The sequence below is a fragment of the Sphingobacterium sp. InxBP1 genome (assembly GCF_026191775.1).
In the GTDB taxonomy this organism is placed as follows: domain Bacteria; phylum Bacteroidota; class Bacteroidia; order Sphingobacteriales; family Sphingobacteriaceae; genus Sphingobacterium; species Sphingobacterium thalpophilum.
The window spans coordinates 220,443-245,717 of sequence record NZ_JAINDX010000048.1 but is presented as its reverse complement, the minus strand read 5'-3'; the positions used below and the strand labels follow the sequence as shown (position 1 = coordinate 245,717).

The following is a 25,275-nucleotide window of genomic DNA, read 5'->3' as shown; positions in this document are numbered from 1 at the left end:
ATGGCTTATTGTGAACTACAGATCACCAGTAATTTTACTTTTTTACAGGGGGCTTCCCATCCCGAGGAACTGATTGAGCGTGCCGCGCAGTTGGGCTATAGTGCTGTCGCTCTGACCGACCGGAATAGTTTTGCTGGCATGGTCCGGGCACATATTGCTGCAAAAAAGTGGGGGCTCCGGCTAATTCCTGCTTGTAGGCTGGATTTGCTGGATGGTCCAAGTTTATTGGCTTATCCAAAGGATAAAGATGCTTATGGTAGGCTGTCTTCTTTATTGACAATAGGTAATCTCAGAGCGGAAAAAGGTAAATGTGAGCTGTACCGTGCCGATGTCTATCCATACAGTGAAGGTATGCAGTTTATCGTATGTCCACCAGATCGCCTGACAGCTTCATTCGAACTGGATCAATTCTTTATTGATAGGGTAAAAGAATATAAAAAGCATCTGGCGGACACACTTTATCTGGGCATGAAAAGGTTATACCGAGGAGATGATGCCAAATTACTGTTCAGGATCCAGCAGCTTGGCGAACGGTTGTCGATTCCTACTGCCGCTTTGGGGGATGTTTACTACCATATACCTGAGCGGCGTGAACTACAGGATATTTTGACCTGTATCCGGGAAAAGTGCACGATTCATAACGTGGGATTTAAGCTTTATCCGAATGCAGAGCGATATTTGAAGCCCATGGCAGAAATGGAACGTCTGTTTAGAGCTTATCCTGAGGCTATAGCGCGCACGGTGGAAATAGCGCAGGCCTGCCAGTTTTCATTGGATGATTTAAAATATGTGTATCCAGACGAACTGTCGTCTCCAGGGCGTACGGTGCAGGAAGAATTGGCTCATTTGACATGGGAAGGTGCCAAAGAAAAATTTCATGGTCAAATTCCAGATGCCGTCAGGGAAACCATACAGATGGAACTGGATTTTATTGAACAGAAAAATTATGCTTCTTATTTTCTGACGGTCTATGATTATGTACGCTTTGCGAAAGAAAGAGGAATTTTATGTCAGGGAAGAGGCTCTGCTGCCAATTCTACTATTTGTTATTGTCTGGGGATTACCTCTGTAGATCCAGGGCAGTTTAGGCTACTTTTTGCACGTTTTATGTCCGATGCACGGGACGAGCCGCCTGATATAGATGTTGATTTTGAACATGAACGCCGTGAGGAGGTGATTCAGTATATTTACGAAAAATATGGCCGTAACCGTGCCGCTATTGTGGCGACAGTCACGCAGGTCCGTTCCAAAGGCGCCATCAGGGATGTCGGAAAAGCTATGGGCCTCTCTGTGGATGCTGTAAGCCGATTGGCCGCTGTGGTGAGTAGCCATTGGGACGATTATATTGATCTGGACCGTTTGGCTGAGCAGGGGTTTGATGCAGAGGATATCCATCTTCGAAAAGTGCTGGAATTAACTCATCAATACATTGGTTTCCCGCGGCAATTAGGACAGCACACAGGAGGCTTTGTCATTACACAAGGTAATTTACATGAACTTTGTCCATTGATAAATGCCAGGATGGATAACCGGACTAATCTGGAGTGGAACAAAGATGATCTGGAGGCTCTTGGATTTCTAAAGGTAGACGTATTGGGACTGGGCATGCTGACCTGCGTGCGTAAAGCTTTTGATCTTGCTAAAAAACATTATGGTCTGGACCTGTCCCTGGCCGAAATCGGTGCAACAGAGGATTCGAAAGTGTATGACATGATCTGTCATGCGGATACTTTGGGTGTTTTCCAGATTGAAAGCCGTGCTCAAATGTCGATGTTGCCCCGATTGCGGCCTCGAGAGTTTTACGATCTGGTCATTGAAGTGGCTATCGTTCGTCCGGGCCCCATTCAGGGGGATATGGTGCATCCCTATCTTCGGAGACGCAGTGGTGAGGAAGATACTGACTATCCTAATCCTGAAATCAGGGAAATTCTCCGGAAAACCTTGGGAGTTCCCCTTTTTCAGGAACAGGCAATGGAAATAGCCATTGTGGCTGCAGGGTTTACGCCAGCTGAGGCAGATGAACTGCGCCGCAGTATGGCCACATTTAAATCCAAAGGACAGGTGTCGGTTTTCCGAAAAAAAATGGTGGACGGCATGGTCAAAAAAAATTACAGCGAAGAATTTGCTCTGCGGGTTTTCCAGCAATTGGAAGGATTCGGTAGCTACGGATTTCCAGAAAGCCATGCAGCCTCTTTTGCTTTGCTGGTGTATGTTTCTTCTTGGATCAAATGCCATTATCCCGATATTTTTGTAGCATCTTTGCTCAATAGCCAGCCTATGGGATTTTATCAGCCGGCACAGATTGTCATTGACGCTCAAAAACATGGGGTAAAGGTGCTTCCGATAGATATTAATCATTCTTTTTGGGATAATACGCTCGAAGGCGAGCAGGGCAGGCCTCATCATCTACGTCTCGGATTGCGGCAGATCAAAGGATTTTCGGAAGAAGATGCTGTTTTGCTTACGCAAAGACGCGGATTGGGCTACACATCCATCTTCAGCATGCTCGAAACAGGCTTGTCTTTGGCAGCGCTTGAGCTTTTGGCAGATGCTGATGCCTTTCGTTCACTTGGCATCGACCGCCGAAGAGCGCTCTGGGAAATCAGCGCTTTGGGAGATTGCCCTATCGGACTGTTTGAACGACAACCGGTACAGTGCCCAGATGATAACCATATCGAACTGCCACTATTGAGCCAGAGCCAGCATGTTGTGGCTGACTATGCGCGGACCTCATTATCTATTAAAGCACATCCTGTCAGTTTTTTGCGCAGTAGGCTGAATACCTTGCATGTGGTTCCGACAGGGAAATTAAATCAAATCAAAAACAATATGCCCGTCCGGGTCTGTGGACTGATTACTGTCAGACAGCGGCCGGGAACGTCCAAAGGTGTTTTATTTGTTACGATTGAAGATGAGACAGGCTTTGCTAATCTAGTTGTCTGGAGTAAAGTGTTTGAAAAATATCGTAAAGAAATTCTAAGAGCCAAATTGCTCATGGTTGCCGGGAGGTTGCAGGTAGAAGGAGAGGTAATTCATGTGATTGTTCAGCATTGTTTTGATATGTCGGGGCTGCTCGGAGAACTGACAGCCGAACAAGAGGATGTATACAACGTCTTTCATAAGGGACGGAACTTTCATTGATCAATTTAATTTTTGTGGAACATCATAAAAGCGCATTAACTCTTCAGTTTAACCTAATGTGATAAATTAGCGCGATATTGCTGTGGCGAAAGCCCAAAGTGCTCCTTAAACAAATTTGAAAAATTGGATGTACTGTCGTAACCGATCTGATATACAATCTGCGATATCTGTAAATCTTTGTTTTCCAATAGGTGAAGGGCGCGCAAGAGCCTATGTTGTTTGATAAACTGGAATATGGTAAGCTGCAGTTCATCTTTAAACTGCCTGAATAGCGATCGTTGTGACATATTGAAGGCTTCTGCAATCTCGGCTATGGATATTTTGTTGTGGAGATTGTCCAATATATAGGTGCTGACAGCAATCATGACGTCGCTCTGTGCAGCGACAACTTCTGCCTGAAAAGATTTTGTCAGTAACAGTGGTACCATGGATTTAAAAGCCTGGATACTTGTCTGTGTCATGCTTTCGGCGGTATCCAAATTCCAGTGTTTTTCGCCAAATCGTAAAAAATGATCCAATAGTTCCTGCGGCGGGTACACACTGAGCTTATCTTGGATTGGTTCCATATCCAGAAATATTGTTTTCAATAATAGACGAGGCGACCGGGATAGGAGTTTGTGTGGTGTCATGGCTGGGATCTGCACATAAAAACCATTTGGCACACAGACACTGTTTCCTTCGGTATAGATAAATAAGGTCCCATTTGTCGGACTCAGAATCTGGACTTGCTCATGATAATGCATGACGGTATTGAATTGACCATACTCCCGTAATTCAATCGTTCCATCCGGAAAAGACTTTGCACAGGAAAAATTCGTAATGGTAGATTTTGGCATTATTCAATAACAATTGTTTTATTTTCAAATATAGTAAATCGGCTGGTAGTATTAGTTTTGACTCATAATAATATACTCATGAAACAGGTAATGATTTTTGATACGACCTTGCGAGACGGTGAGCAAGGGCCGGGTTGCCAACTGACGTTAGAAGATAAATTAGCGATAGCGGCTAAGCTGGATGCTATGGGCGTGGATGTAATAGAGGCTGGGTTTCCGATCAGTTCGCCGGGGGACTTTAAGGCCGTTACTGAAGTAAGCGGCATTGTTGAAAACGCAACAGTATGTGCTTTGGCAAGGGCACATCAGAAAGATATCGACAGCGCTGCTGAGGCCTTGCGCGATGCAAAAACAGCTCGTATACAGCTCGGGATAGGGGCTTCCGATATCCACATTAAATATAAATTCAACAGTAGCCGGGAAGAGATCTTGGAAAAAGCCTTTGATATGGTGTCCTATGCTTCAAGCCGATGCGATGAGGTCCAGTTTTTTGCCGAGGATGCGGGGAGGGCTTCCAATGATTTTTTAGTCAGAATGACGGATACTGTGGTGCAAGCTGGTGCAAAAATTGTCAATCTGCCCGATACCAACGGCTTTTGTACGCCTTTTGAATATTACGAGAAGATTGCTTATGTCAATAAACATAGAAAGGATAAGGATAAGGCCATACTGTCAGTGCATTGTCATAATGACCTCGGGATGGCCACAGCCAATAGCATTGCCGGCGTGATGGCTGGTGCCGGACAAGTAGAAGGGACGGTCAACGGTGTAGGGGAACGGGCTGGAAACGCAGCCTTGGAGGAGATATTGCTGATACTCCTTGTTAAAGATAACTTATCAATAACAACAAAGGCTGACCCTAAGTTTATTGTAGAACTGAGTTCGATGGTATCCAAGGCAATGTCCAACCCCGTTCAGGCGAATAAAGCGATTGTAGGAAAAAATGCATTCGCCCACTCTTCCGGTATTCATCAGGATGGTGTATTAAAAGATCGCAGAAATTATGAAATTATAGATCCGGCGATCATCGGCGGCACATTGCCCGACCTCGTTTTGTCAGCGCGAAGCGGTCGGGCAGCATTGAAGGACCGCTTAAATGCTCTTTCCTTAACCTTTGCGGCAGACGATTTTGAAAAGATATATAGCAGATTTCTGGTTCTTGCCGATCAGAAGCGCTTTGTTGAGGACGAAGACCTGAAGCGGCTGCTGTAGCCACTCAGGACAAATACCCAGCGTTATTGGCGTGCAGCTATGCATCAGAGGATGCTGGCTGGTGTGTACCAGCCGGCAAAAAAGCGATCGAGCAGGCAACCGTTAATAACAGTACAATGGATAATGAGGTGGCATATCCATAGCCCGTTCGTAAGTTGTTCAGGCCAAAAAACGATACGTCGTTGTGATGTGAAAAAAGCCCGACGATAAAGGCTATTCCCAGGCAGATCGCAAGCTGTTGTACGGTAAGGTAGATAGCCGAGCCTACACCGATCAGCTCTTTGTCAAGATCCTTAAGAGCAAGCGTCATTAATGCCGGCAGTACACTACCGCAACCTGTGCCATAGCAAAAGAACAGGACGTGAATCTCACCCTCGGGCACGATTTGCTTGTCCAGCAAAAATAAGTGAAAGGCAAGGCCCAGTATCATAATCAGTAAACCCGTCAACACCACCGCCTTTCCAAAGCGTTGAACCAACTTACCGAACAGCATACTGGCCAGTACATAGCCGACCCCTTGATAGACAAAAGCGATCCCGGTCATCGTCGGCGTAAAACCTCTGTGGGCTTGCAGGAAGTTTGAATTAATAATAAAATAGGCATCTTGGACCATATAGTAGCTCAATGCCGCCAAGAGCCCTAGATTGAAGGTTCTGCTACGGAATAAGGAAAAATTAAGGAGTACTTGCCGACTGGTTTTATACAGTCGGCGCTCTCTTTTTATAAAAAGAACAGTTAACATAATGGATGCTCCCAATAACAGTACTGTCCAGAAGGGCCAGTGCAATTCAGGTCCCATAATTAAAGGATAAATGATACCCATCAATAAAACAAATAATCTGACCATCGGGGATAGGGCGATCTTAGTCCGGGCACTGGCCTGATCCGGGGGGATATTGCGGTAGGCCGCAGCAAAAGCCAGGATGCCGATCGGAATGTTGATTAAAAAAATAAGACGCCAGCTTTCACTTATCCAGTCCTGATCCGGAAGGATGCCTCCCATAAGCTGTCCGATTACAGAAGCAAGCCCTGCGATGGTCCCATAGACTCCTAGAGCCATAGTGGGTTTGCCGGGATCTTCGAAAAGTACAGTGATGAGTGCAATTCCCTGCGGTACCATCAAACCCGAACTGATGCCTTGTAGCAAACGCCCAAGTAACAGCAAATAGATATTGCCGGAAAGTCCGCAGACAACTGAAGCCACTGTAAACCCAGCCATGCCCAGCAAGTATAGTCTTTTTTTGCCATAGTGATCGCCGGCATTGCCTGCATTGATCAGCAGACTGGCGTATCCGATGACATAAAGCACGATAATCCATTGGGTCTCACTGTTGTCCAGCTCTAAAGCATGCTGCATAGTGGGGAGAGAGACATTGATGATGAACAGGTCGATGACAAATAAAAAAATACCAACGGAAAGTAAGCCTATCTGGATTAATTCTTTGTTGAGTAGTCGCATATAAAGAGTTTTTTAATAATTTTATCGTTAAAAGTAACAGGGTTATTTTACTTAGTCAAGTAGTTCATAAAACCATACTAAGTATGGTTTTATGAACTAATGGTCAGAATGAGCAGATTATGGAAGAAAAAAAAATAGAAAATTTTGGCAGTTGTTGCGATGTCAATGGAATATTTAAGATTATAGGCGGGAAGTGGAAAGTGCTTCTCATCAAAGCGATTGCTCGGGAATGTCCGAAACGATTTGGTAAACTGAGACGGGAGATGGAGGACATGGCGCAGACGACCTTGACGCTACAGTTGCGTGAACTGGAACGGGATGGTATATTATGCCGGCAGACCTATGCGGAATCGCCGCCTCGGGTTGAATATAAATTGAGCGAACTGGGCAAAACTTTACTACCAGTTATTGAGCAGCTCGACCAATGGTGGGCGAGCTACAGGAAGGAACGTCCATAATGCATGACATTCGATTACAACAACACTTCTGTATCTGTCTTGCCGGTGGTCAATAGATCTGATATACTCTTTAAAGTGCGTTCGGCGATCTGTGTCAGGGCCTCTGTAGTAAAAAAAGCCTGATGTGCTGTGACCAGCACATTTGGAAAGCTCATGAGCCGTTGAATGGTGTCATCCTCAATAATCGTTGTGGAGAGATCTTTGAAGAACAATTTTTCTTCCTGCTCGTAGACATCTATGCCCAGCAATCCGATCTTGTGTTCTTTCAAGGCTTGAATAGCATGATTTGTATGGATAAGGTTGCCTCTGCTGGTATTGATAATCGTAACACCATCTTTCATTTTGGCCAGTGTCTCCCGGTTAATCAAATAGTGATTGTCTGCTGTTAGCGGACAATGTAATGAAATAATATCTGATTCTCCAAATAATTCGTCGAGCGACTTATACTGAACTCCCATACTGATCAGACTGGGGTCGGGATATAAATCGTAGGCAATGATCTCTGCTCCAAATCCCATGGCAATTTTGATAAATGCTTTTCCGATTTTTCCGGTTCCGATAACGCCGATTTTCTTTTGGAAGATGTTAAAGCCCAACAGGCCATTCAGGGCAAAGTTCTGTTCGCGAACACGGTTATAGGCTTTGTGGGTTTTACGGTTGAGCGTCAGTAACATCGCCATTGTGTGTTCAGCAACTGCTTCGGGAGAATAGGCCGGAACACGGCAAACCTGGAGGCCACATTCTTTAGCAGCCTGTAGATCGACATTATTGAATCCTGCACAGCGCAGTGCGATCAGCCGGACACCTTTTTCAGCAAGCACCTGTATTACCTGACGATTTAGTTTGTCGTTCACAAAGGCACAAACAACCTCTTCTCCATCAATAGCATTGACGATATGCGGGCCGAGGTGCGTTTCATAAAAATGTAGCTGAAAGCCATAGTTTTCGTTTTCGCGCTCAAAAAATATGCGGTCATAGGGCTTGGAAGAAAAGAATGCTATTCTCATAAAATAAATCTTTAACTAAAGATACTGCATTTCGCTTGATTCTACTAATTGTTATCACCAATAAATGACATTTAGTACTGTAAATTGCGTCATAAAAGCCGTAACTTGCTTTGCAATTCTAGTGAGCTGTTGGTCAATAGTAAAAATAAGTTAGTATGAACTGGTCTACTCAAGTTACGCAATTATTAGGAACTGCATATCCGATTATACAAGCACCGATGTTTGGTGTTACGACTCCGCAAATGGTCGCTGCTGCTTCTGGCGCAGGCGCACTGGGATCCCTAGCTTTGGGCGATTTACCTTACGAAGAATGCATTAAAGCTATAGAGTTAACGAAAAAATTAACAGATGGTCCATTCGCCGTGAACATTTTCGTCAATTCTATACCCGAAGATTCCGAAGAACTCCGGGCAAATTATAAACAGACGAAGACTTTTATCGAATCCTTGGCGCAAGCTCATCACATGGAAATTGAGCTGCCTGAATTTAATGAAATCCGGTTGACGGATTATCACGAACAAGTAAAGGCTATTATAGAGAAAGGATGCAAAATTGTCAGCTTTACTTTTGGAAATTTAGATGCCGAAAGCATCCGTATACTGAAGGAGCATGATACCATACTTATTGGCACCTGCACCGCTGTTGAGGAAGCGCAGCTATTGCAAACATCAGGCATAGATATCATTTGTGTACAGGGATTAGAAGCAGGGGGGCATCGCGGAAGTTTTGACGATATGGATATCCCCCAGATTGGTGGTCTTTCTTTACTGTCCAAGGTACGCGAACAAGTTGACAAACCATTAATCTATGCAGGGGGGATATATAATGCAAATACTTTACTTGCCACAAGAGTCCTAGGGGCCTCGGGGTTTCAGGTGGGAAGCCTGCTTCTGTGTTCGGAAGAAAGCGCACTACTGGACTTTGAGAAGCAACGTCTGGCGCAGGTCCGAGAAGGTGATATTGTGCTGACACGAAGTTTTTCAGGGCGTTATGCCAGAGGAATTAGAAATGCTTTTATTGATGCGGTGGATAATTCTTCCTATATTCTACCTTATCCCTATCAGAATAAGCTAACAAATCTGCTTCGGAAGATTGCTAAATCCAATCGTAATGCTGATTTTGTCAGCCTCTGGGCCGGACAGTCCATCCATCCATATAGTAAAGAATCCACAAAAGACATCTTAGGTAACTTGGTTGTTCAAGTTGAAAAATTGCATCGTAGATAATCAAATGACGTTTTACGGTCATGTAAATGTCATCTTTTTTCGATGGCAGGCCTAAATTGATATTTAAAATGGCCAAAAACGGCTTGTAGTGCTTCTACTACAGGCCGTTTTCTTTTTTTTTCTCAGCTTTGTCTCAAGTATGAAAAACTAAAGATTACACCTATGGGAAATGAAAAGAAACGAATTCTTGTTGTGGAAGATAATGAGATTCTATTGAGCACCATGCAATTCGTCCTTAACCGCGAAGGTTATGATTTGCTGCTGGCTAAATCTGGAAAAGAAGCGCTGTCAATAGTGACCGAAGAAGCAATTGATTTGATGATTACGGACTTAGCTCTACCCTTTGCCAATGGGTACGAAATTATTGACCGTATTCGCAAGAGCAATATCAACAAGCAGGTACCAGTAATTATAATTTCCGGATACCGGGATGATAATAGTATTGTCGAGGGATTTGAGGTAGGGGCAAACGATTATATCAAAAAACCGATATCGCCTTTGGAACTTATTTCACGAGTAAGATTGAGAATTGGGCATGCTTAATTGGTTCGAAACTACGATGAATACAATCCGTACCTTTTTTGAAGGGGAGGGCTGGTCCGTTTTTGTGCTTATTGCCTTAATATTAAGCGTATTATTCTGGATAGGCTGTATCATCGGAATAGCGATATTTTACCATCGCGATTATCGCTATCGGAATTGTTATTCTATAACATATCCAATCTTGCGGGATTTCATTTATGAACACGTGCTGATGGGAGACCAGATCAATCATTTTCCTGTTGACAAATTGAGGCTTCATTTGAATAACAAGCTTGTAGGAAAGGTTGTTCGTGATATCTTCCATGAATTTATTCGATCTATTGGTGGTGAAAAAGGGCGAAGCATGCGAAATTTATTTGGCGAACTCGGATTTGACCGGGAAGCTCAATATGAAATTAGGCACTCCGCTAAACACATGGTAACCATGGTCAGGTCTTTGGCTGATCTCGCATTAATGCAGATTAAGGTTGAGGATAAAGTCTTGCGTCGGTTGCTAAGCAGCCCAAAGGTGGAGATTCGTGTAGCAGCGTGCAAATACTTGATACAGCTTGAGGGCGAACAAGCTTTTGACCATATATTCAGTGAGCTTGAAGAAATCAATGAATTGCATGCCTTGGATATTTACCAAACAATTGTTATTTCAGAGTATTTCGGAACGTATGCTTTTTCACAATGGCTCGGCGTATCCAAATCGTTTGCTTTTAACAAACTTATGATGGATCTGATGGTCCATTTTCACCAAAACGATGCTGCACAATTATGGGAATTAATAAGACATAGCCAAGATCTAAGGACGCTATCGAAGGCTATTAATTCATTAGGTAAGCTGATGTCTGGAGAAAGTGAAGAACGTTTGATAGCACTTTACGATCAACATGATCTCCCATCGGTTCGAATGGAAATTTTGAAGGCCATCGGACGTTTGGGGACAGAGCAGTCCGTTGTTTTTTTAGTTCAGGTATTCGGAGATCGTAATCTTCCCATGAAACTTCGAAAACACGCTTACCGTTCTTTGATCGCTCTAAAACCCTATAGTGCAGCGTATGTGAACAAAATATCTATAACAGCGAATGCCGAAGACGAAAAATTAATACGTCATATCATGCATCCAATGATCCACTATATTTAATCATCTTGTCTGAAAAAAAAGTTGTTATGAAGGATTTTATTTTTTCTATAGAGTTTGTATTCGGGTTCTATTGCCTTTTACTTTTGATGGTATATGTCATGCTATTTCATATGGCATCTATTTCTATCCGCAAGTATCTCCGAAAGAAAAGCTCGAGATGTAAGGAAACTTTAATGGAATCAGAGATTGTTCCCGGTGTTAGTATTGTAGCTCCAGCCTATAATGAGTCGGTAACTATTGTGAATAATGTGCGTTCATTGATGACACTTTTTTATCCGCGATATGAGGTTGTAATCGTTAACGATGGAAGTAAAGATGATACTTTAGCGAAGCTAATCGGCGAATTCGATTTGGTAGAAGTTGATTTTGTGGTCGATTACCTTGTACCCTGCAAGGAGATTAAAGCAATATATAAATCCAGAGATATCTCGCACAAACGGCTTACTGTTATTGATAAGATCAATGGAGGCAGCAAGGCGGATGCTGTCAACGCGGGAATAAATGTTGCGGCATTTCCGTATATCTTAAATACCGACGTGGATTGTGTTCTGGCCAACGATACGCTGGTGCAGCTTATGAGGGCAGTCCTCGACTCCAAAGATCGTGTTATTGCAGTTGGAGCAACATTACGAATGTCCAACTCCAGTTATGTTGACTCAGGGATGCTTGTCGAGGCCGCTTTACCCAAGGCAATACTCGCGCGCTTCCAAGAAATGGAGTATATCCGCTCATATTTACTTGGTAAAATGGGGTGGAATTATCTTAATTGCGTTCCTAATGTATCTGGTGGGTTAGGCTTATTTGATAAAGAAATTCTTATCTCAGCCGGTGGATATGATTCACACTCTTTAGGTGAGGATATGGAAATAATCACACGTATGTGCATGGTAATGTGCGATACCAACCAAAAATATGAAGTCAGATATATTCCGGAGAGCTTATGCTGGACTGAAGGACCGGACAGCCTCAAAATGTTGACACGGCAGCGTATTCGTTGGGCGAGAGGTTTGATGCAAATCATGCGCGCACATCGAAAGGCTTTTTTTAACCCAAAATATAAGCAGTTTGGAATGATCGTATTTCCATATAATGCCTTATTTGAATTCTTCGCGCCGGTGATAGAGATTCTAGGAATTTTCTTTTATATCTATCTTATCTTAACGGGGGGCATCAATTGGCCGATGGCTATTTTATTGCTGATTTTTGTTTACATGTTTTCTGTCTTTCTGACGAGTTTTTCCATTTTACTGGATAATTACGTATATAAATATTACAAACGACGGCGGGATATCATCCAATTATGTTTGACAGCTTTCCTGGAACCCATCCTATATCATCCGATTATTGTCTACAGTTCCATCAAAGGGTATATACAGGAATTATTTGGTAAGAAGCACGCTTGGGGTGAAATGCAGCGAAAAGGTACTTTGTCACCTTTTATCTCCCGACAAGACAACAAAATAGAGAAATGAACAAGTTATTTATATTAGTTATCATTTGCTGTCAGTCATTATGGGGCCAACAGCTCCAAGGACAGGTGATCTGGCAAAACAAGAAGTATGATGTGGACAGCTTGGTTCCACAGGCAGTGAATTACCTGCGGGAAGGGAAACTGGAACAATCTATTCTATTATCCCGTACGGTGTTGTCGATCTATCCAAAATACACTGATTTTAGTTATATGTTGGGGATGAGTTACCAAAAAATGGGCCGCAATGATTGGGCTATTCCTTATTTTGAATCTGTTATTGCAAGAGATGCGGACTACAGAGATGCTTATCTATCACTTGCTTCTCTTTATGAAGTCCGAGGAGAGATAAGTAAGGCGGGCGAGCTATGGCGGCGAGCAATCACGCGTTTTCGCCAAGATACCGCCTTTTATGCCGCTTACCAAGCATTTGAAGCTAGAAAAGTGGGGTATTTTAATGATCAGCGTACAGTACAATGGTATCAGGAAGGACAAAAAAGTATTGCACAGGGTGATGCGAAAAGGACGCTGGATTACTCGGATAGTATACGTCATGTTAGTCCGGACGATAAGCGATATTTATATCTCCGGACTAGTGCATACATGTTTAATAAGGAATACGATAAAGCCAAAGCGGATTACGAATTATTGTTGAGCCGTGGAGATACTAGTGTTTTTATCCGTGAGCAGTTAGCTAATATTGCAGCAGCAAATAAAGATTATCGTTTGGCATTGCAGTACATCGAACAATTGAGAGCAGCACAGCCTCAACCTGAACGTTATCGGCAGCTGGCTCAGGTGTACCGTGAAAATTTGCCTTACGAATTCTATTTGGGAGTGAATCATCTGCAGAGTGCGCAGGATAGACCTAACGGTCATTTTTTCATTTCAGGACTGGAATATGGACAGAAAATCGGTGAAAAAGATGTACTTGTCAGCCAGTTTAACTATGGCAACAGAAGAGGCGCAAAAGGGTATCAGGTAGCTCTTGATGCCTGGCTGAACTACACTGCAAATCTATATGCATATCATCACTTGGCTTGGGCTGATGGTTCGGTATTTCCCAATTGGAGAGCTGCATACAGTCTTTACCGCGAAGCGGGCGTGTGGCTGTTCGATATCGGCGGCCGTTATATACGTACTGTTGATCAGACCAACAACTATGGTGGGGTTGCTTCTTTTGGTCGATATTTTGGAACTACGTTTGTTTATTTAAGAGGCTTTTTGTTGCATGACGAGCAGCGTTGGAATCAGGTTTATTCGTTGAGTGTCAGGCATTACTATAATCCCGAGAAGCCAAATTCTTACGTAACGCTGATAGGTAATATGGGTACGTCGCCCGATGATCCTTCCCGTTATCAGTTACTAAATAATAGCTTTGGTTTTTTGTCAAGGTCAGTTAATGCGGGATGGCAGCATCGTATTGATAGTTGGGGATTTACACTTATGGGAGGATGGACTTATTATAAGATTGCCGAGAATACGTTTATCAACCAATACGATCTGAACTTGTCCTTGAGGAAATATTTTTGATATGTGGAAGTTTATGTTAAGTCTCCTTTTTTGTATCTCCATGGTACAGGCGAAAGAACGCATTCTTCTTGTGAAGAACGGTATACCGCAGTATGTTATGCAAATCGATACGCAAAATCGTGAGGTACTGCAAGCGGCAGCCGTAATTAATGATTTCACCGAACGGAGTACCGGAGCCCGTTTTAACTTTCAGTCGTCGGCTCATCGTCAGCCGAAGATCATCTTACAACAGGTTCCAGTTAGTACCGTATACCCAGAAGATAGTTATTCTCTGCAGTTTGTTAAGGGTGACTTATGCATAAAGGGGAGTGGTCGGGGCATTATTTATGGCGCCTATAGGTATGTTAGGGAAATTATTGGCGCACGTAAATGGTATGTAGGCAGTGAGAATACGAGTATACCGAAGCTCTATTCGTTGGAGGCAGATGTAGATCTTCATATTTTCGCGAAGCCTAGTTTTGATTATAGAGAGCTATATTTTCCTATAGAACTAGATCAGGAATACATGGATTGGTATGGTTTACACAATCTCGAAGAAAGGTGGGGTGACTGGGGACATACATTCAATAAGATACTGCCACCTGCTGTCTATTTTAAGGAGCATCCGGAATATTACGCTTTGTATCATGGCCGACGGCAACCGATGCAGCTTTGTCTTTCCAATGAAGCTGTTTTCGAGCATACTGTAGCTTATTTAAAGAAGAGGATGCTCGAAAACCCAACAGCCACCTATTGGTCCATAGCACCAAATGATGACATCGGCAGTTGTACTTGTGACCGTTGTCAAGCTGTGGACAAGGCTGAAGGTGGACCACAAGGATCATTGATCCACTTTGTAAACAAGGTCGCGGCAAAGTTTCCTGATAAAAAAATCACTACCTTGGCTTACATGCAGACGGCCAATGCACCACTGCATTTGCACGCCGCTGATAATGTCATCGTGATGTTAAGCAATATAGATGCATTTCGGAAATATGATATCGCAAGTGAACCGTCTGCCGCTACCTTTCGAAGACAGCTTCAAGCTTGGAGAGCCCGATCACAACATGTTTTTGTCTGGGATTATTTAACACAGTTTACCAACTACCTAGCCCCATTTCCAGTTCAGGGGACTTTGCAGAAAAATTTGGAATATTTAAAGGGAAATGGTGTTGAAGGCCTTTTTTTGCAGGGCGGTGGTTCAACGTATAGTGATATGGCAGAATTAAATTCTTACGTCCTCGCTCATTTGTTATGGGATAGCAATGCCTCGGAAGAAAAACTTGTTGACGAATTTGTGCATGGTTATTACGGAAAGGCTGGTTCGCTCGTAAAAGATTACCTTATCGAAAGGCGAAAAGCTTTACCGCCACCCTCGTCAGCATTATCAATCTACGGAAATCCTATTGATAATAGAAAGGATTTTTTAAGCCCATCCGCTATGGATCGGTATAGCACGATACTCGAAAAAGCAGAAATCTTGGCGGAAGGTAATTCTCAGTTGGCACAGCGTATTCGTAGGATAGGCCTAGGTCTGGATTACACGTATTTACAGCAAGCAAAGTTCTATGGACCACATAAGCACGGCATCTTTGAGAAGGTCGATGGACAATGGTCGGTAAGGCCAAGTGTTAAACGTAAAGTACAGCAGTTTGTTGAAGACACAAAAAGAATGGGCATTCTCGAACTGGCGGAGGGCGGACCTAGTCCTGATCAATATGAACGAGAATGGGAGGACATCTTTAGGGCTGGCGTAAGGATAAATAAAGCTTCTGGCGCGAGGGTGAGTATAAAGCAACCTTTTGACACATCCTTTCCCGCCAATGGAGCACAAACACTCACTGATTGCGTGCCGGGATACCTGGATTATAGCTATAATTGGTTGTTGTGGACTGGCACCTCCTTTGATGTTAGCATTGATTTAATAAAAAAACAACATATAGATACCATAGAACTTAATTTTCTGCAGGATGCACGGCATTGGATATTTGCCCCTAAACAGGTCCGAATTCGTATTTCGGAAGACGGGAAAAATTATAAGGAAGTGTTGGCGTACCATGGTGAATCGCTTGATGAAGATTACAACGTTCAAAAGGTACGGTTTAGTGCTCCCGTTGGATCGCCGGTGATGAACATACAGATTGTGGCTGAACCATTTCCAGAATTGCCTGAATGGCGGTACCATCCTACACGCAAGCTGTCCATAGCCTGTGATGAAATCTGGTTAGACTAACTTGGCCTGTACTATGATACCTACGTAGATATTGTTCTACAATAATTTATTCGTTTTTCGTCTTTTATACGGAAAATGATTAAATTAGAGTTAACTAAATTATAAACAGATTCATATGGAAATTAAAACATCTTCAAAATTTGTGGCTGAATTAATCGGCACATTTGGTTTGGTTCTATTTGGCTGCGGGGCTGCTGCAATTGCTGGCGCTAATACCATGGGCGGGCTTTCTGGTCTGGGACTACTGGGCATAGCCGTGGCTTTCGGCCTTTCAGTGGTTGTATTCGCGTATGCTATCGGCGGTATTACAGGCTGTCATATTAATCCTGCTGTAACTGTAGGAGTATTATTGGCGGGCAGGATGTCTGCTAAGGATGCGGTGGTCTATATTGTAGCGCAATTCATTGGAGCTCTCTTGGGCGCCTTTGTGCTGCAACAGCTTTTAAATGGTCAGTTGGCAGGCTTTACAGCAGGTGAGTGGGCTTACGGATCCAATGGCTGGGGAGCAGGCTACCAGAATGAATATGGAACTGCCTCTGCTTTTCTTATCGAAGCTATTTTAACATTTCTTTTTTTATTTGTCATACTGGCGACGACTTCAAAAGTAGGAAATAGCACGATGGCAGGCTTAGCGATCGGTTTTACCCTGCTTCTGATCCACCTTGTTGCCATCCCAGTTACGGGTACATCTGTTAATCCTGCCCGTTCCTTCGGACCAGCTATCCTTGCAGGCGGCAAAGCGTTGTCGCAGTTGTGGTTGTTTATCGTTGCGCCAGTAGTCGGTGCTGCTGTGGCTGCGATTGTGTGGCGCGCTGTCGAACCAAAGGATTAGTCCACTCAGCGAGATAGCAGAGCGTGCCGGGAAATACCCTCCGGTGCGCTTTGTTGCTATATGCTATTTCCTCTATAACAGTGCTATCTTTTGACAACTAGACCCCATTTAAATCCTCAATAAAGGCTGTGACCATCTCTTCATCAGTGGCCCAGGACGTAATAATGCGAACTGCTGCGCGGTCCGAATCGATAGATTTCCAGATGTAGAATTGATACTTTTGATTTAAATGCTCAATCACCTCATTGGGCAGTATGGGGAAAATCTGATTGGTCGTGGACTCCGTTAGAAAGCTGTACCCTTTGTCGCTGACGGCCTTCGCGATACGCGCGGCTAATGCATTTGCCCGTTGCGCCAGATCAAAATAGAGATTATCTTTGAAGAGCTCTAAAAATTGAATGGAAAGCACACGTCCTTTAGCGAGCATAGCCCCTTTTTGCTTAATGGCATAATCAAAATCAATAGCCAGATCCGCACGGTTAAAAATCACAGCTTCACCCAAAAGTGCGCCGTTTTTGGTGCCTCCGATGTAAAAAACGTCCGTGAGGTGCCCGAGTGCTTCCATGGTGAGGTCATTATTTTTGGCCGCAAGTGCGTGCCCTAAGCGGGCTCCATCCAGATAAAGCAGCAGATCATGGGCATGGCAAAACTTAGAGAGCGCTTCGAGCTCTCCAAGGCTATAAATGGTACCAATTTCTGTGGAATTGGAGATGTAAACCATTTTTGGCTTTACAACATGTGGTGCCAACATGTGCGCCTTTAAGACATTTTCAATATCCGCTGTCCGCAATTTACCATCTGCGGTTTCAGCGGTGATCACTTTATGCCCTGTTGCTTCGATGGCTCCCGTTTCGTTTGCTGCAATATGTCCGGTCTTTGCGCTGATTACAGCTTCATGTACCCGCAAAAGAAAGGAGATAACCAACAGATTTGTCTGCGTGCCGCCCGAGACAAAATGAATTGCGGCATCCGGATTTTGAAGCCTGTCTCTCAAAATTGCCTTAGCTTGCTGTGCATATTCGTCTTCACCATAGCCAGCCTGCTGCACCAGATTGGTCTGGATGAGTTTATCTAGAATCCTTGGATGTGCACCTTCGGAATAATCGTTTTTAAAATTATACATATTTATTATTTCTTATTGCTGCGTTCTTACTTCACATTTGTCGCCGGATATGGCAGAGCCTGCTGCTATGTTTCAAAAATAGGTATACAGACTTAATTTCTTACTTGGTGTATGTAAAAAAGTGGTATCACCATCGATGTACTTTTAGCATATGAAAAAACGTGAAGGACGCACCTTTCAGAATCAGATATCTGAAATGAAGCTGTAGATAAACGGTAGAGTTGCTTAAAAACGGGGCTATCGAACTTTTTGGGCCCCGTGTCGATGCCGGAAATTACCTTAAAAGCTCGTACACGCGTACATGGTCGATTTCAAAAATAGCGGGAAATACCGAGTCGTCCACTCCTTCTTTTCCACCCCAGTTGCCGCCCACGGCCAAGTTGATCAGCAGGTGAAACTTCTGATCAAAGGGCCATTCGCTAAAACTTTTATGCTCATTGTCAAAGTGGAAGATCTCAACATTATCGACAAAGCCCTTGATATAGGATGGGGTCCAGTCCACGCGATAAAGATGGAAATTATCGGTAGCACCCAGTACGCGCTTATTTCCCGTTTTTTGTGTATTTATACCATGATTGTAAGCTTTGCTGTGTGTAGAAATATGCACCATATCCTGATCGTATCCGACATGCTCGATTATATCAATCTCGCCAGAGTTGGGCCAACCTCCGTAGGTACAGTCTGTAGGCAGCATCCAGACAGCTGGCCATGTTCCGCGGCCTTTAGGGAGTTTGGCGCGGACCTCAAATCTGCCGTAAGTGAAGTCACCTTTATTTTTGCTGACTAATCGGGCTGATGTATATGCCTTACCTTCTCTGCTTTCTTTGATTGCCCTTATTTTCAGCACGCCGTTCTCCATGATCGAATTTTTGAGTGAAGCGTCCATATAATATTGCAGTTCATTGTTTCCCCAGCCGTTGTGTAACGATCCTACGTCGTATGACCATTTGGTCTTGTCAGGCAAACCTTTGTCATTGAATTCATCAAACCATACAGGAGAGTCCGAAAAGCGGAAGACGAGAGCCTTGGTTTTGGTCGTATCACCGGTGACGTAAAAGGGGATGTTGGCGGTAGCTACGTTATTGTGACCATCGCTTGTATACACAAAGATGCGGTAGGCTCCTTCTTGTAGGGGACTTGTTAAGATGGCCCTCTGTCCGGACTGTTTTTTGATATGTCCTCCGAGCGAGTCAGGGCGTTCCTCACGGTCGCCTCCTTCTTTTAAGTCGGTACTTTCATGGAGCAGTTCCCAGCGTGTTTGCAACTGATCGCCATCAGGATCGCTGACAAATACCTCCAATGGGTAGTCCCTGCCGGGCTGCAAATAGATGAAGTCTTTCGCCTTTCTATTATCCAGAATGAGAGAATCCAGTCTCGGAGCTTTATTGGCAGGCCATTGGCCAGACCAAAGAAATTGCATCACATCCACTACTTCATTTTCTTCCCCAGCTTCTGTAAATAGACCGTACCATGTGGGTGTACGTTCCTGTTTCTGCCCCCAGAGGAAGACGTAGGCCCCTAGACAATTCTTGTCCTTGCCTACAGAAGTCTCATATCTATTCTTATAAACGGTGGCTTTCTCGTGGCTGCTCTCCTCTATGGCGGCACCCCAAGGGGTTTGTATGCTTTCCCAATGCCCAGTAGGCCCCCATTCGGTTACAATATAAGGCTTGTCCCAGCCTGCTCTTCGTAGCTGCTGAGGTACAGCAGCGAGTCCACCGTAGACCTGTACGGCGATCAGGTCTAACTCGGGACATTTCTCCTTGATATAATCGATTTCTTTTTGATTGACCCCAGCCAGCATTGTAGTAATCAGATGATTTGGATCGATCTCGCGAATCATTTTCGCAATTGCATTGACAGCGTCCCAAACTTTGGGATTGCTGTAGTGCAGGTTGAGCTCATTACCGATTCCCCATGTCAACAGTGCAGGGTGGTCCTTATATTGGCCAACTACGGTACGCAGGTATTCCAATTGCCTGGCGACTGCGACTTCATCGTTATAGTCAAAACCATGCCGTTCGGTTTTTACATCAAGCCCCAAGGTCACAGTGAGTCCCAGCTGCTGCGCCTTGTTCAGGATTTCTGTGCCATTTTGTGGGCTCCAGGTGCGTATGGAGTTTCCTCCATACGCTTTCAGTTTTTCCATGTTACTGGTACCGCCGGCACCTCTAATAAAGTACGGCTGTCCGTCACGCATGATGGTGTAGCCCTCCTTCAGTTTGACAATTTCTGTCTTGACTGCCTGTTGTTCCTGCGCCCATGTCCAGTTTAGCAGCAAGAGCTGTATCGCTGCAAAAATTAATATTCTTCCAGATATCATCATTTATCTAAAATTAGGGTTAGCATCAATCTGTGTTTGTGGAATAGGCAAATATTCACTTACGCCGGGTATAAATTTACCGCCGAATACATCTTTTGCACGCCCTGTGCGCACGAGATCATTAAAACGTTCGCCCCACCATTCGCAGGCGAATTCAGCTCTGCGTTCGTCTAAAATCTGGGAGAGTGTAACGTTGTGTATCGGTGCTAACTTGGCCCGCTCCCGGACCAGTCCAAAAGGTTCGTCGCCATTTTGCCCTTTTCTGACTTTCGCTTCGGCGTTGAGCAGCAACACATCTGCATAGCGCAATATACGGACATTATTGTTGGCCCCATACTCCATCCTTCCGGGCGTCATCTGCGATTTTGGCAGATAGGCTTTGCCATTAAAATATTTGATGCCAAAGGGGTTTCCATAGACTACATCTCCGCTCGGAGTTGTGGCGGTCGTTGCCGGATTGCCATTGATGCCACAGTGGAGAATAGTCGTCTTTAAACGTTCGGTCTCGCCACGGCCGGTCAGAAAATCCACAACATCCTGCGAAGGAGGCACCCAGCCGGCACCAGAAATCGGACTGCCTTTCTGATCCCCGGATGGACCTTGCCATTTAAAGAAGGTGCCCCAATCCACCCCCGGCCGTACGATGTCACCGGCCCCTAGTCCGAAGTCCGAATATTGTAATTCAAATAATGATTCATTGGCTAATTTCCCTGGTATTTTGAAGAGTTCATAATAATTAGGATACAGTGAAAATTTGCCGCTTCCTATAATTTTGTCTGTTGCATCCAATACCTCATTCCAGTAAACACTGCTATTGTCATTAGCTGCCAGATCTGCAGCAGCTTTCGCTTTTAACAGTAACGCAGAATATTTTGTGACAGCGCCAGCATGCTTGGATTGGTTGGGACGGGCATCTTCGAGATCTTCTGCACAGCTGTTCATTTCATCAATGATAAACTGTCGGACTTCCGCTGCGGTACTTTTGTTGATAGTAGCCAGACGTCCTATATTGTCACTGTCGGTCAGTATTGGGACATTCCCAAAAAGACGCGAAGCCATCAGATGAGCGTAAGCTCGAAGAAATCGCACTTCGGCTTTATACTGTTTGTTGAGCTTAAGATCCGCTGTATTTGTTGCTGGAATTTTAGCGGCAAACTGATCTAGTTCAATTAAGGCGTTGTTGGCCGCGATGACTAAACTATAATAGCTGATCCAAGATTGATTGAGTCCCCAGTAGGACTGTACGGTGACATCATTCTGAAAATTCTTGATGGCCATCAGTTCAGGATTATCGTTCGGACTTGGAGCGCCCTGCTGATAGTCGTCGTCTCGCATGCATCGGATGGAAAGATCGATCCACTGAACGAGGTTATCATCGGCAGCAGAACGGTAGACACCTGATACAGGACCATACATCAGTGCGGTGTTGCTGTAATCTATTTCTTCGGAACGCTGTTGATTTTCCAACGGTTTATCTAAAAAGTTACTGCAGCTGTTCATGCACAATGAAAGGCCTAAGCAACTTGCGATCAAGATATATCTGAAGTTTTTCATATGATTAAATTTAGGGTGTAATTAAAAAGACACTTTTATACCAACACTATACGTTGACGCCACTGGATAGACGTTAGCATCGAATCCCATCCCTCTGACGTCAGGAGCTAATCCAGTAGCGTTAATTTCAGGCGTAAATCCATTATACTTGGTAAAAATAAAGGGGCGGTCAGCTGTTGCAAAAATACGAACTGGTATTTTATTGAGATCAAAGCTATACCCGAGCTGGATATTCTGTATCCGCAGATAGGCACCACTTTCCACAAAAAATGAACTCGCTTGCAGATTCCAGGAGGCCACCGAACCTCCGGCAGAAGGATGTGTATTGCTGCTGCCTTCGCCTGTCCAGAGACTTTCGATAAACGCAGCGTCAGCATTCATCTGATTATACTTTCGGCGCATGGCGCGGTTCAGGTTGTGGATCTTATTGCCAGCTACGCCCTGAAAGGCAATACTAAGGTCAAATTTCTTGTAATCAAATGCAAGATTAAAGCCGTATGTGATTTTCGGAAGATAGCTACCAAGGTTGACCCGGTCTTTTTCATCCAGTTCACCATTATTGTTCTGATCCTTGTATTGGAGGTAGCCCGGCAGGATGGGTGAATTGGGGTTTTGCTGATTGTATTTTTTGGCAATGGGGTCAGCGTCAATCTGGGCCTGATTTTGATACACACCCGCTACTTCGTAGCCATAATAGAAGTTGATTGGTTGGTTGAGCTCGATGCGCGCTGGAAATTCAGCTGACCATTCGGGGTAACCATTCATGATATTTTCCAGTCCTCCTAGATCCTTGACGCGATTCTTGAGCGTCGTTGCATTGGCTGCGATCGCATAGCCGAAATCACCGGTTTTGTCTTTCCATTGTAGCCCAAATTCCCAACCACTGTTGGCCACACGTCCCCAGTTACCATAAACACGGTCCCAGGAGAATGGGATCGGCCTGCTGAAAGCGAGATCATTAGTTGTACGGTGATAGTAGTCTATGGTACCGTTCAGGCGATTGTTGAACATTGCAAAATCAATACCACCATCCCATTCTTCAACAACTTCCCAGCGTACTTGTGTGAAAAAACGGCCGATACGATAACCCGGTACACGGGTTCCATTTGTTGTGCCCTCGCTTCCAAAAATTCCGGAGAAATTATTGCCAGAATACACGGTCGCGTAACCTGCATTGGGCTGTATGCCGTCATTACCCAGTTTACCCCAGCTCCCGCGAATCTTCAACTGGTTAAAAAGATGCTGATTTTCCATAAACTTTTCACGGGTCAGCACCCAACCTAAACCTACCGATGGAAAATAGCCCCATTTAGTTTGGTATTTTGAACTTCCATCGGTACGGAAAGTGGCCGTTAGCAGATATTTGTTGTCATAATCATAAGTGCCTCTGGTAAAGTAGGAAATACCGGCATTCCGGGAGCCGTTTTCACCATAGCCAGTCGCAGATCCAATACCTTGAGCGCCTACACCCACATACCAGAATTCTTCCGATGCCGGAACGTCATTAGCTTGTACCCACGTTTCGCGCCAGCGTTCCTCACGGGAGGATTGCCCCAGCAGTACGGACCAGTGATGCTTGCCGGACTGATCTTTGTACGTCAGGAGATTGTCTAGTATATAGTTGTTGTTGCGTGCCTGGGCGGAGCGTAAGAAGGAGCGATCATTGCGTTGGTCATTATCAATATAATAGACGGGATCGTAATTAATGTTATGGGTAGACTGGTAACGTTGGCTAAGCTGTGAACGAAATGTGATCTTGTCTTTCCACAATGCGGCTTCTAGGTAGATGGTAGGCAAAATCTGAAAGCCTCTGGTCTGATTTGTGTTATAAAATGCCGTGGCAATGGGGTTGTTGTACCAGAATCCCGACTGCATACCGATCGCTGTACTGGATCCAAATTTCTCCGGTTTAGCGAGTTCAAGTGACGGATCGTAGACTGGATAGAGGGGCGATGCAAAATAGGCCTGTCTAAAAGCGGCATTGTCGGGCGAGTAAGTCTTGAAATTGTTAAAATGTGCCGTAAATCCTGCTTTTAGCCAATCGGTTACTTTAGCATCCATCTGCATTCGGATATTGTACTTTTGATTCATATTGCTGGCATCCATAATTCCTTCCTGCTTGCTATAGTTGAGCCCCATGGAATAGCTTATTTTCTCAGCACCGCCCATGATGTCGAGGTTATGGTTAGTAAGGAGAGCTTTACTGCGCAGCAGTTCTTTAAACCAATCTGTATCCATTGCTGGATGGGATTCGGTGCCCCCAAACTTTTCCACCGAGCTTTTGACAAAAGCTTCATTTCCTGTCGCGACTGCGTAAGCTGCATACTGCTGTGCGTTCGCCATCTTTAGAACATTGGTGGGCGTCTGAAAACCGGCAAAACCGTTGTAGGTAATTCTGGGTTGCATATTTAGGCGGCCTTTTTTGGTGGTGACCAGGATAACGCCATTAGCTGCTCGTACACCATAGATCGCGGCACCGGATGCATCTTTCAGAATGGAGATATCAGCAATATCATTTGGATTCAAAAAATCGATGTTATCCATAAACATGCCGTCAACGACATATAACGGACTATCATTATTAAACGATCCAACACCGCGAACACGCACGGATGGACTCGATCCGGGGGCTCCGGAACTGACAATCTGGACGCCGGTGACTGCTCCCTGGAGAGCGTCCATAGGATTTGTAACCGTTCTTTTGCTCATCTCTTCCATATTCACAGTGCCGATGGGTGCTGTCAGATCTCCCTTGCGTTGGGTGCCATAGCCTACGACTACCACTTCCTCCAAGTTGAAATCTTCTTTAGGTTTCAGCTCAATGTTCAAAATATCGCCACCGATGGATACTGTTCTTGTTTCGTACCCTAATGAAGAGATGACAAGATAGCCGTACTGCTGAGCAAGCGACAGCGTGAACTCCCCGTTTTCGTTGCTGCTTGTACCAACTTTGGAGTTGCCCTGTACAATAATACTGGCCACGACAGGTGCCCCCTGTTCGTTGGTAATCCGCCCCCTGATCGTCCTGCTCTGCGCGTTTACATTGTTGGTCAGGCAGGAGAATAGGGCAGCACTGGCAATAATACTGATTGTATTTCTCATGTGTAACGAATTAAAATTTAGGAATTGTTTATAATTATCAATTTCAAAATTAAGTGTAGTGGCTGCAATATCGAATTTTAGTGGTACTTCAACACTACATCATATCTTGGTATCTCT

At 44.4% G+C, this 25,275-nt stretch carries 17 protein-coding genes; 10 read left to right on the top strand and 7 right to left on the bottom strand.

Annotated elements, in window-relative coordinates; all coding sequences use genetic code 11:
* Positions 1–3,141 (top strand): error-prone DNA polymerase, encoded by a 3,141-nt coding sequence (locus K7A41_RS18915; protein ID WP_265714925.1) that lies wholly within the window; start codon positions 1–3, stop codon positions 3,139–3,141.
* A gap of 53 nt (positions 3,142–3,194) precedes the next feature.
* Here the strand turns inward: K7A41_RS18915 and K7A41_RS18910 are convergent, their stop codons facing one another.
* Positions 3,195–3,977, bottom strand: coding sequence for a helix-turn-helix domain-containing protein (locus K7A41_RS18910; RefSeq protein ID WP_265714924.1), 783 nt, complete (start codon positions 3,975–3,977; stop codon positions 3,195–3,197).
* A 78-nt stretch (positions 3,978–4,055) separates the two neighbouring features.
* Between K7A41_RS18910 and K7A41_RS18905 the strand changes: the two genes are divergently transcribed.
* A complete protein-coding gene (locus K7A41_RS18905) occupies positions 4,056–5,189 on the top strand; it encodes a 2-isopropylmalate synthase (protein ID WP_265714923.1) in 1,134 nt (377 codons plus the stop codon).
* A 37-nt stretch (positions 5,190–5,226) separates the two neighbouring features.
* Here K7A41_RS18905 and K7A41_RS18900 read toward each other — a convergent pair whose 3' ends face one another.
* Entirely contained in the window at positions 5,227–6,648 is a 1,422-nt protein-coding gene (locus K7A41_RS18900; protein ID WP_265714922.1) for an MFS transporter, read from the bottom strand.
* A gap of 119 nt (positions 6,649–6,767) precedes the next feature.
* On the opposite strand from K7A41_RS18900, the gene K7A41_RS18895 reads away from it, so the two are divergent.
* Entirely contained in the window at positions 6,768–7,106 is a 339-nt protein-coding gene (locus tag K7A41_RS18895; protein ID WP_138096968.1) for a winged helix-turn-helix transcriptional regulator, read from the top strand.
* A 14-nt stretch (positions 7,107–7,120) separates the two neighbouring features.
* Here the strand turns inward: K7A41_RS18895 and K7A41_RS18890 are convergent, their stop codons facing one another.
* The gene (locus K7A41_RS18890; RefSeq protein WP_265714921.1) at positions 7,121–8,113 is read right to left on the bottom strand and encodes a 2-hydroxyacid dehydrogenase; all 993 of its coding nucleotides are present in this window, start codon (positions 8,111–8,113) and stop codon (positions 7,121–7,123) included.
* A gap of 155 nt (positions 8,114–8,268) precedes the next feature.
* Here K7A41_RS18890 and K7A41_RS18885 point away from each other — a divergent pair, with 155 nt between their 5' ends.
* The 7 genes from K7A41_RS18885 (at position 8,269) to K7A41_RS18855 (ending at position 17,056) form a co-directional block, all read left to right on the top strand.
* Positions 8,269–9,339, top strand: a complete 1,071-nt coding sequence (locus K7A41_RS18885; protein WP_265714920.1) for an NAD(P)H-dependent flavin oxidoreductase — start codon at positions 8,269–8,271, stop codon at positions 9,337–9,339.
* A 162-nt stretch (positions 9,340–9,501) separates the two neighbouring features.
* Positions 9,502–9,882: a response regulator gene (locus tag K7A41_RS18880; protein WP_265714919.1), complete on the top strand. Its 381-nt coding sequence runs from the start codon at positions 9,502–9,504 to the stop codon at positions 9,880–9,882.
* Between the two features lie 16 nt (positions 9,883–9,898).
* Positions 9,899–11,011 (top strand): HEAT repeat domain-containing protein, encoded by a 1,113-nt coding sequence (locus K7A41_RS18875; RefSeq protein WP_265714918.1) that lies wholly within the window; start codon positions 9,899–9,901, stop codon positions 11,009–11,011.
* A gap of 26 nt (positions 11,012–11,037) precedes the next feature.
* Positions 11,038–12,483 carry a glycosyltransferase family 2 protein gene (locus K7A41_RS18870; RefSeq protein ID WP_265714917.1) on the top strand — a complete coding sequence of 482 codons (1,446 nt, stop codon included), beginning with the start codon at positions 11,038–11,040 and terminating at the stop codon, positions 12,481–12,483.
* Entirely contained in the window at positions 12,480–14,012 is a 1,533-nt protein-coding gene (locus K7A41_RS18865) for a YaiO family outer membrane beta-barrel protein (RefSeq protein WP_265714916.1), read from the top strand. The genes K7A41_RS18870 and K7A41_RS18865 overlap by 4 nt, the downstream gene beginning before the upstream one ends.
* 1 nt (position 14,013) lies before the next feature.
* Entirely contained in the window at positions 14,014–16,224 is a 2,211-nt protein-coding gene (locus K7A41_RS18860) for a DUF4838 domain-containing protein (RefSeq protein WP_265714915.1), read from the top strand.
* A gap of 115 nt (positions 16,225–16,339) precedes the next feature.
* On the top strand, positions 16,340–17,056 hold the full coding sequence (locus K7A41_RS18855) for an MIP family channel protein (RefSeq protein WP_028069537.1): 717 nt from the start codon (positions 16,340–16,342) through the stop codon (positions 17,054–17,056).
* A gap of 97 nt (positions 17,057–17,153) precedes the next feature.
* Here the strand turns inward: K7A41_RS18855 and K7A41_RS18850 are convergent, their stop codons facing one another.
* The 4 genes from K7A41_RS18850 to K7A41_RS18835 form a co-directional block, all read right to left on the bottom strand.
* Positions 17,154–18,179 carry a threonine aldolase family protein gene (locus tag K7A41_RS18850; protein WP_265714914.1) on the bottom strand — a complete coding sequence of 342 codons (1,026 nt, stop codon included), beginning with the start codon at positions 18,177–18,179 and terminating at the stop codon, positions 17,154–17,156.
* Positions 18,180–18,453: 274 nt separating this feature from the next.
* On the bottom strand, positions 18,454–20,505 hold the full coding sequence (locus tag K7A41_RS18845; protein ID WP_265714913.1) for a family 16 glycosylhydrolase: 2,052 nt from the start codon (positions 20,503–20,505) through the stop codon (positions 18,454–18,456).
* Positions 20,506–22,056, bottom strand: a complete 1,551-nt coding sequence (locus K7A41_RS18840) for a RagB/SusD family nutrient uptake outer membrane protein (RefSeq protein ID WP_265714912.1) — start codon at positions 22,054–22,056, stop codon at positions 20,506–20,508.
* Positions 22,057–22,077: 21 nt separating this feature from the next.
* A complete protein-coding gene (locus K7A41_RS18835; RefSeq protein WP_265714911.1) occupies positions 22,078–25,158 on the bottom strand; it encodes a SusC/RagA family TonB-linked outer membrane protein in 3,081 nt (1,026 codons plus the stop codon).
* Between the last annotated feature and the right edge of the window lie 117 nt (positions 25,159–25,275).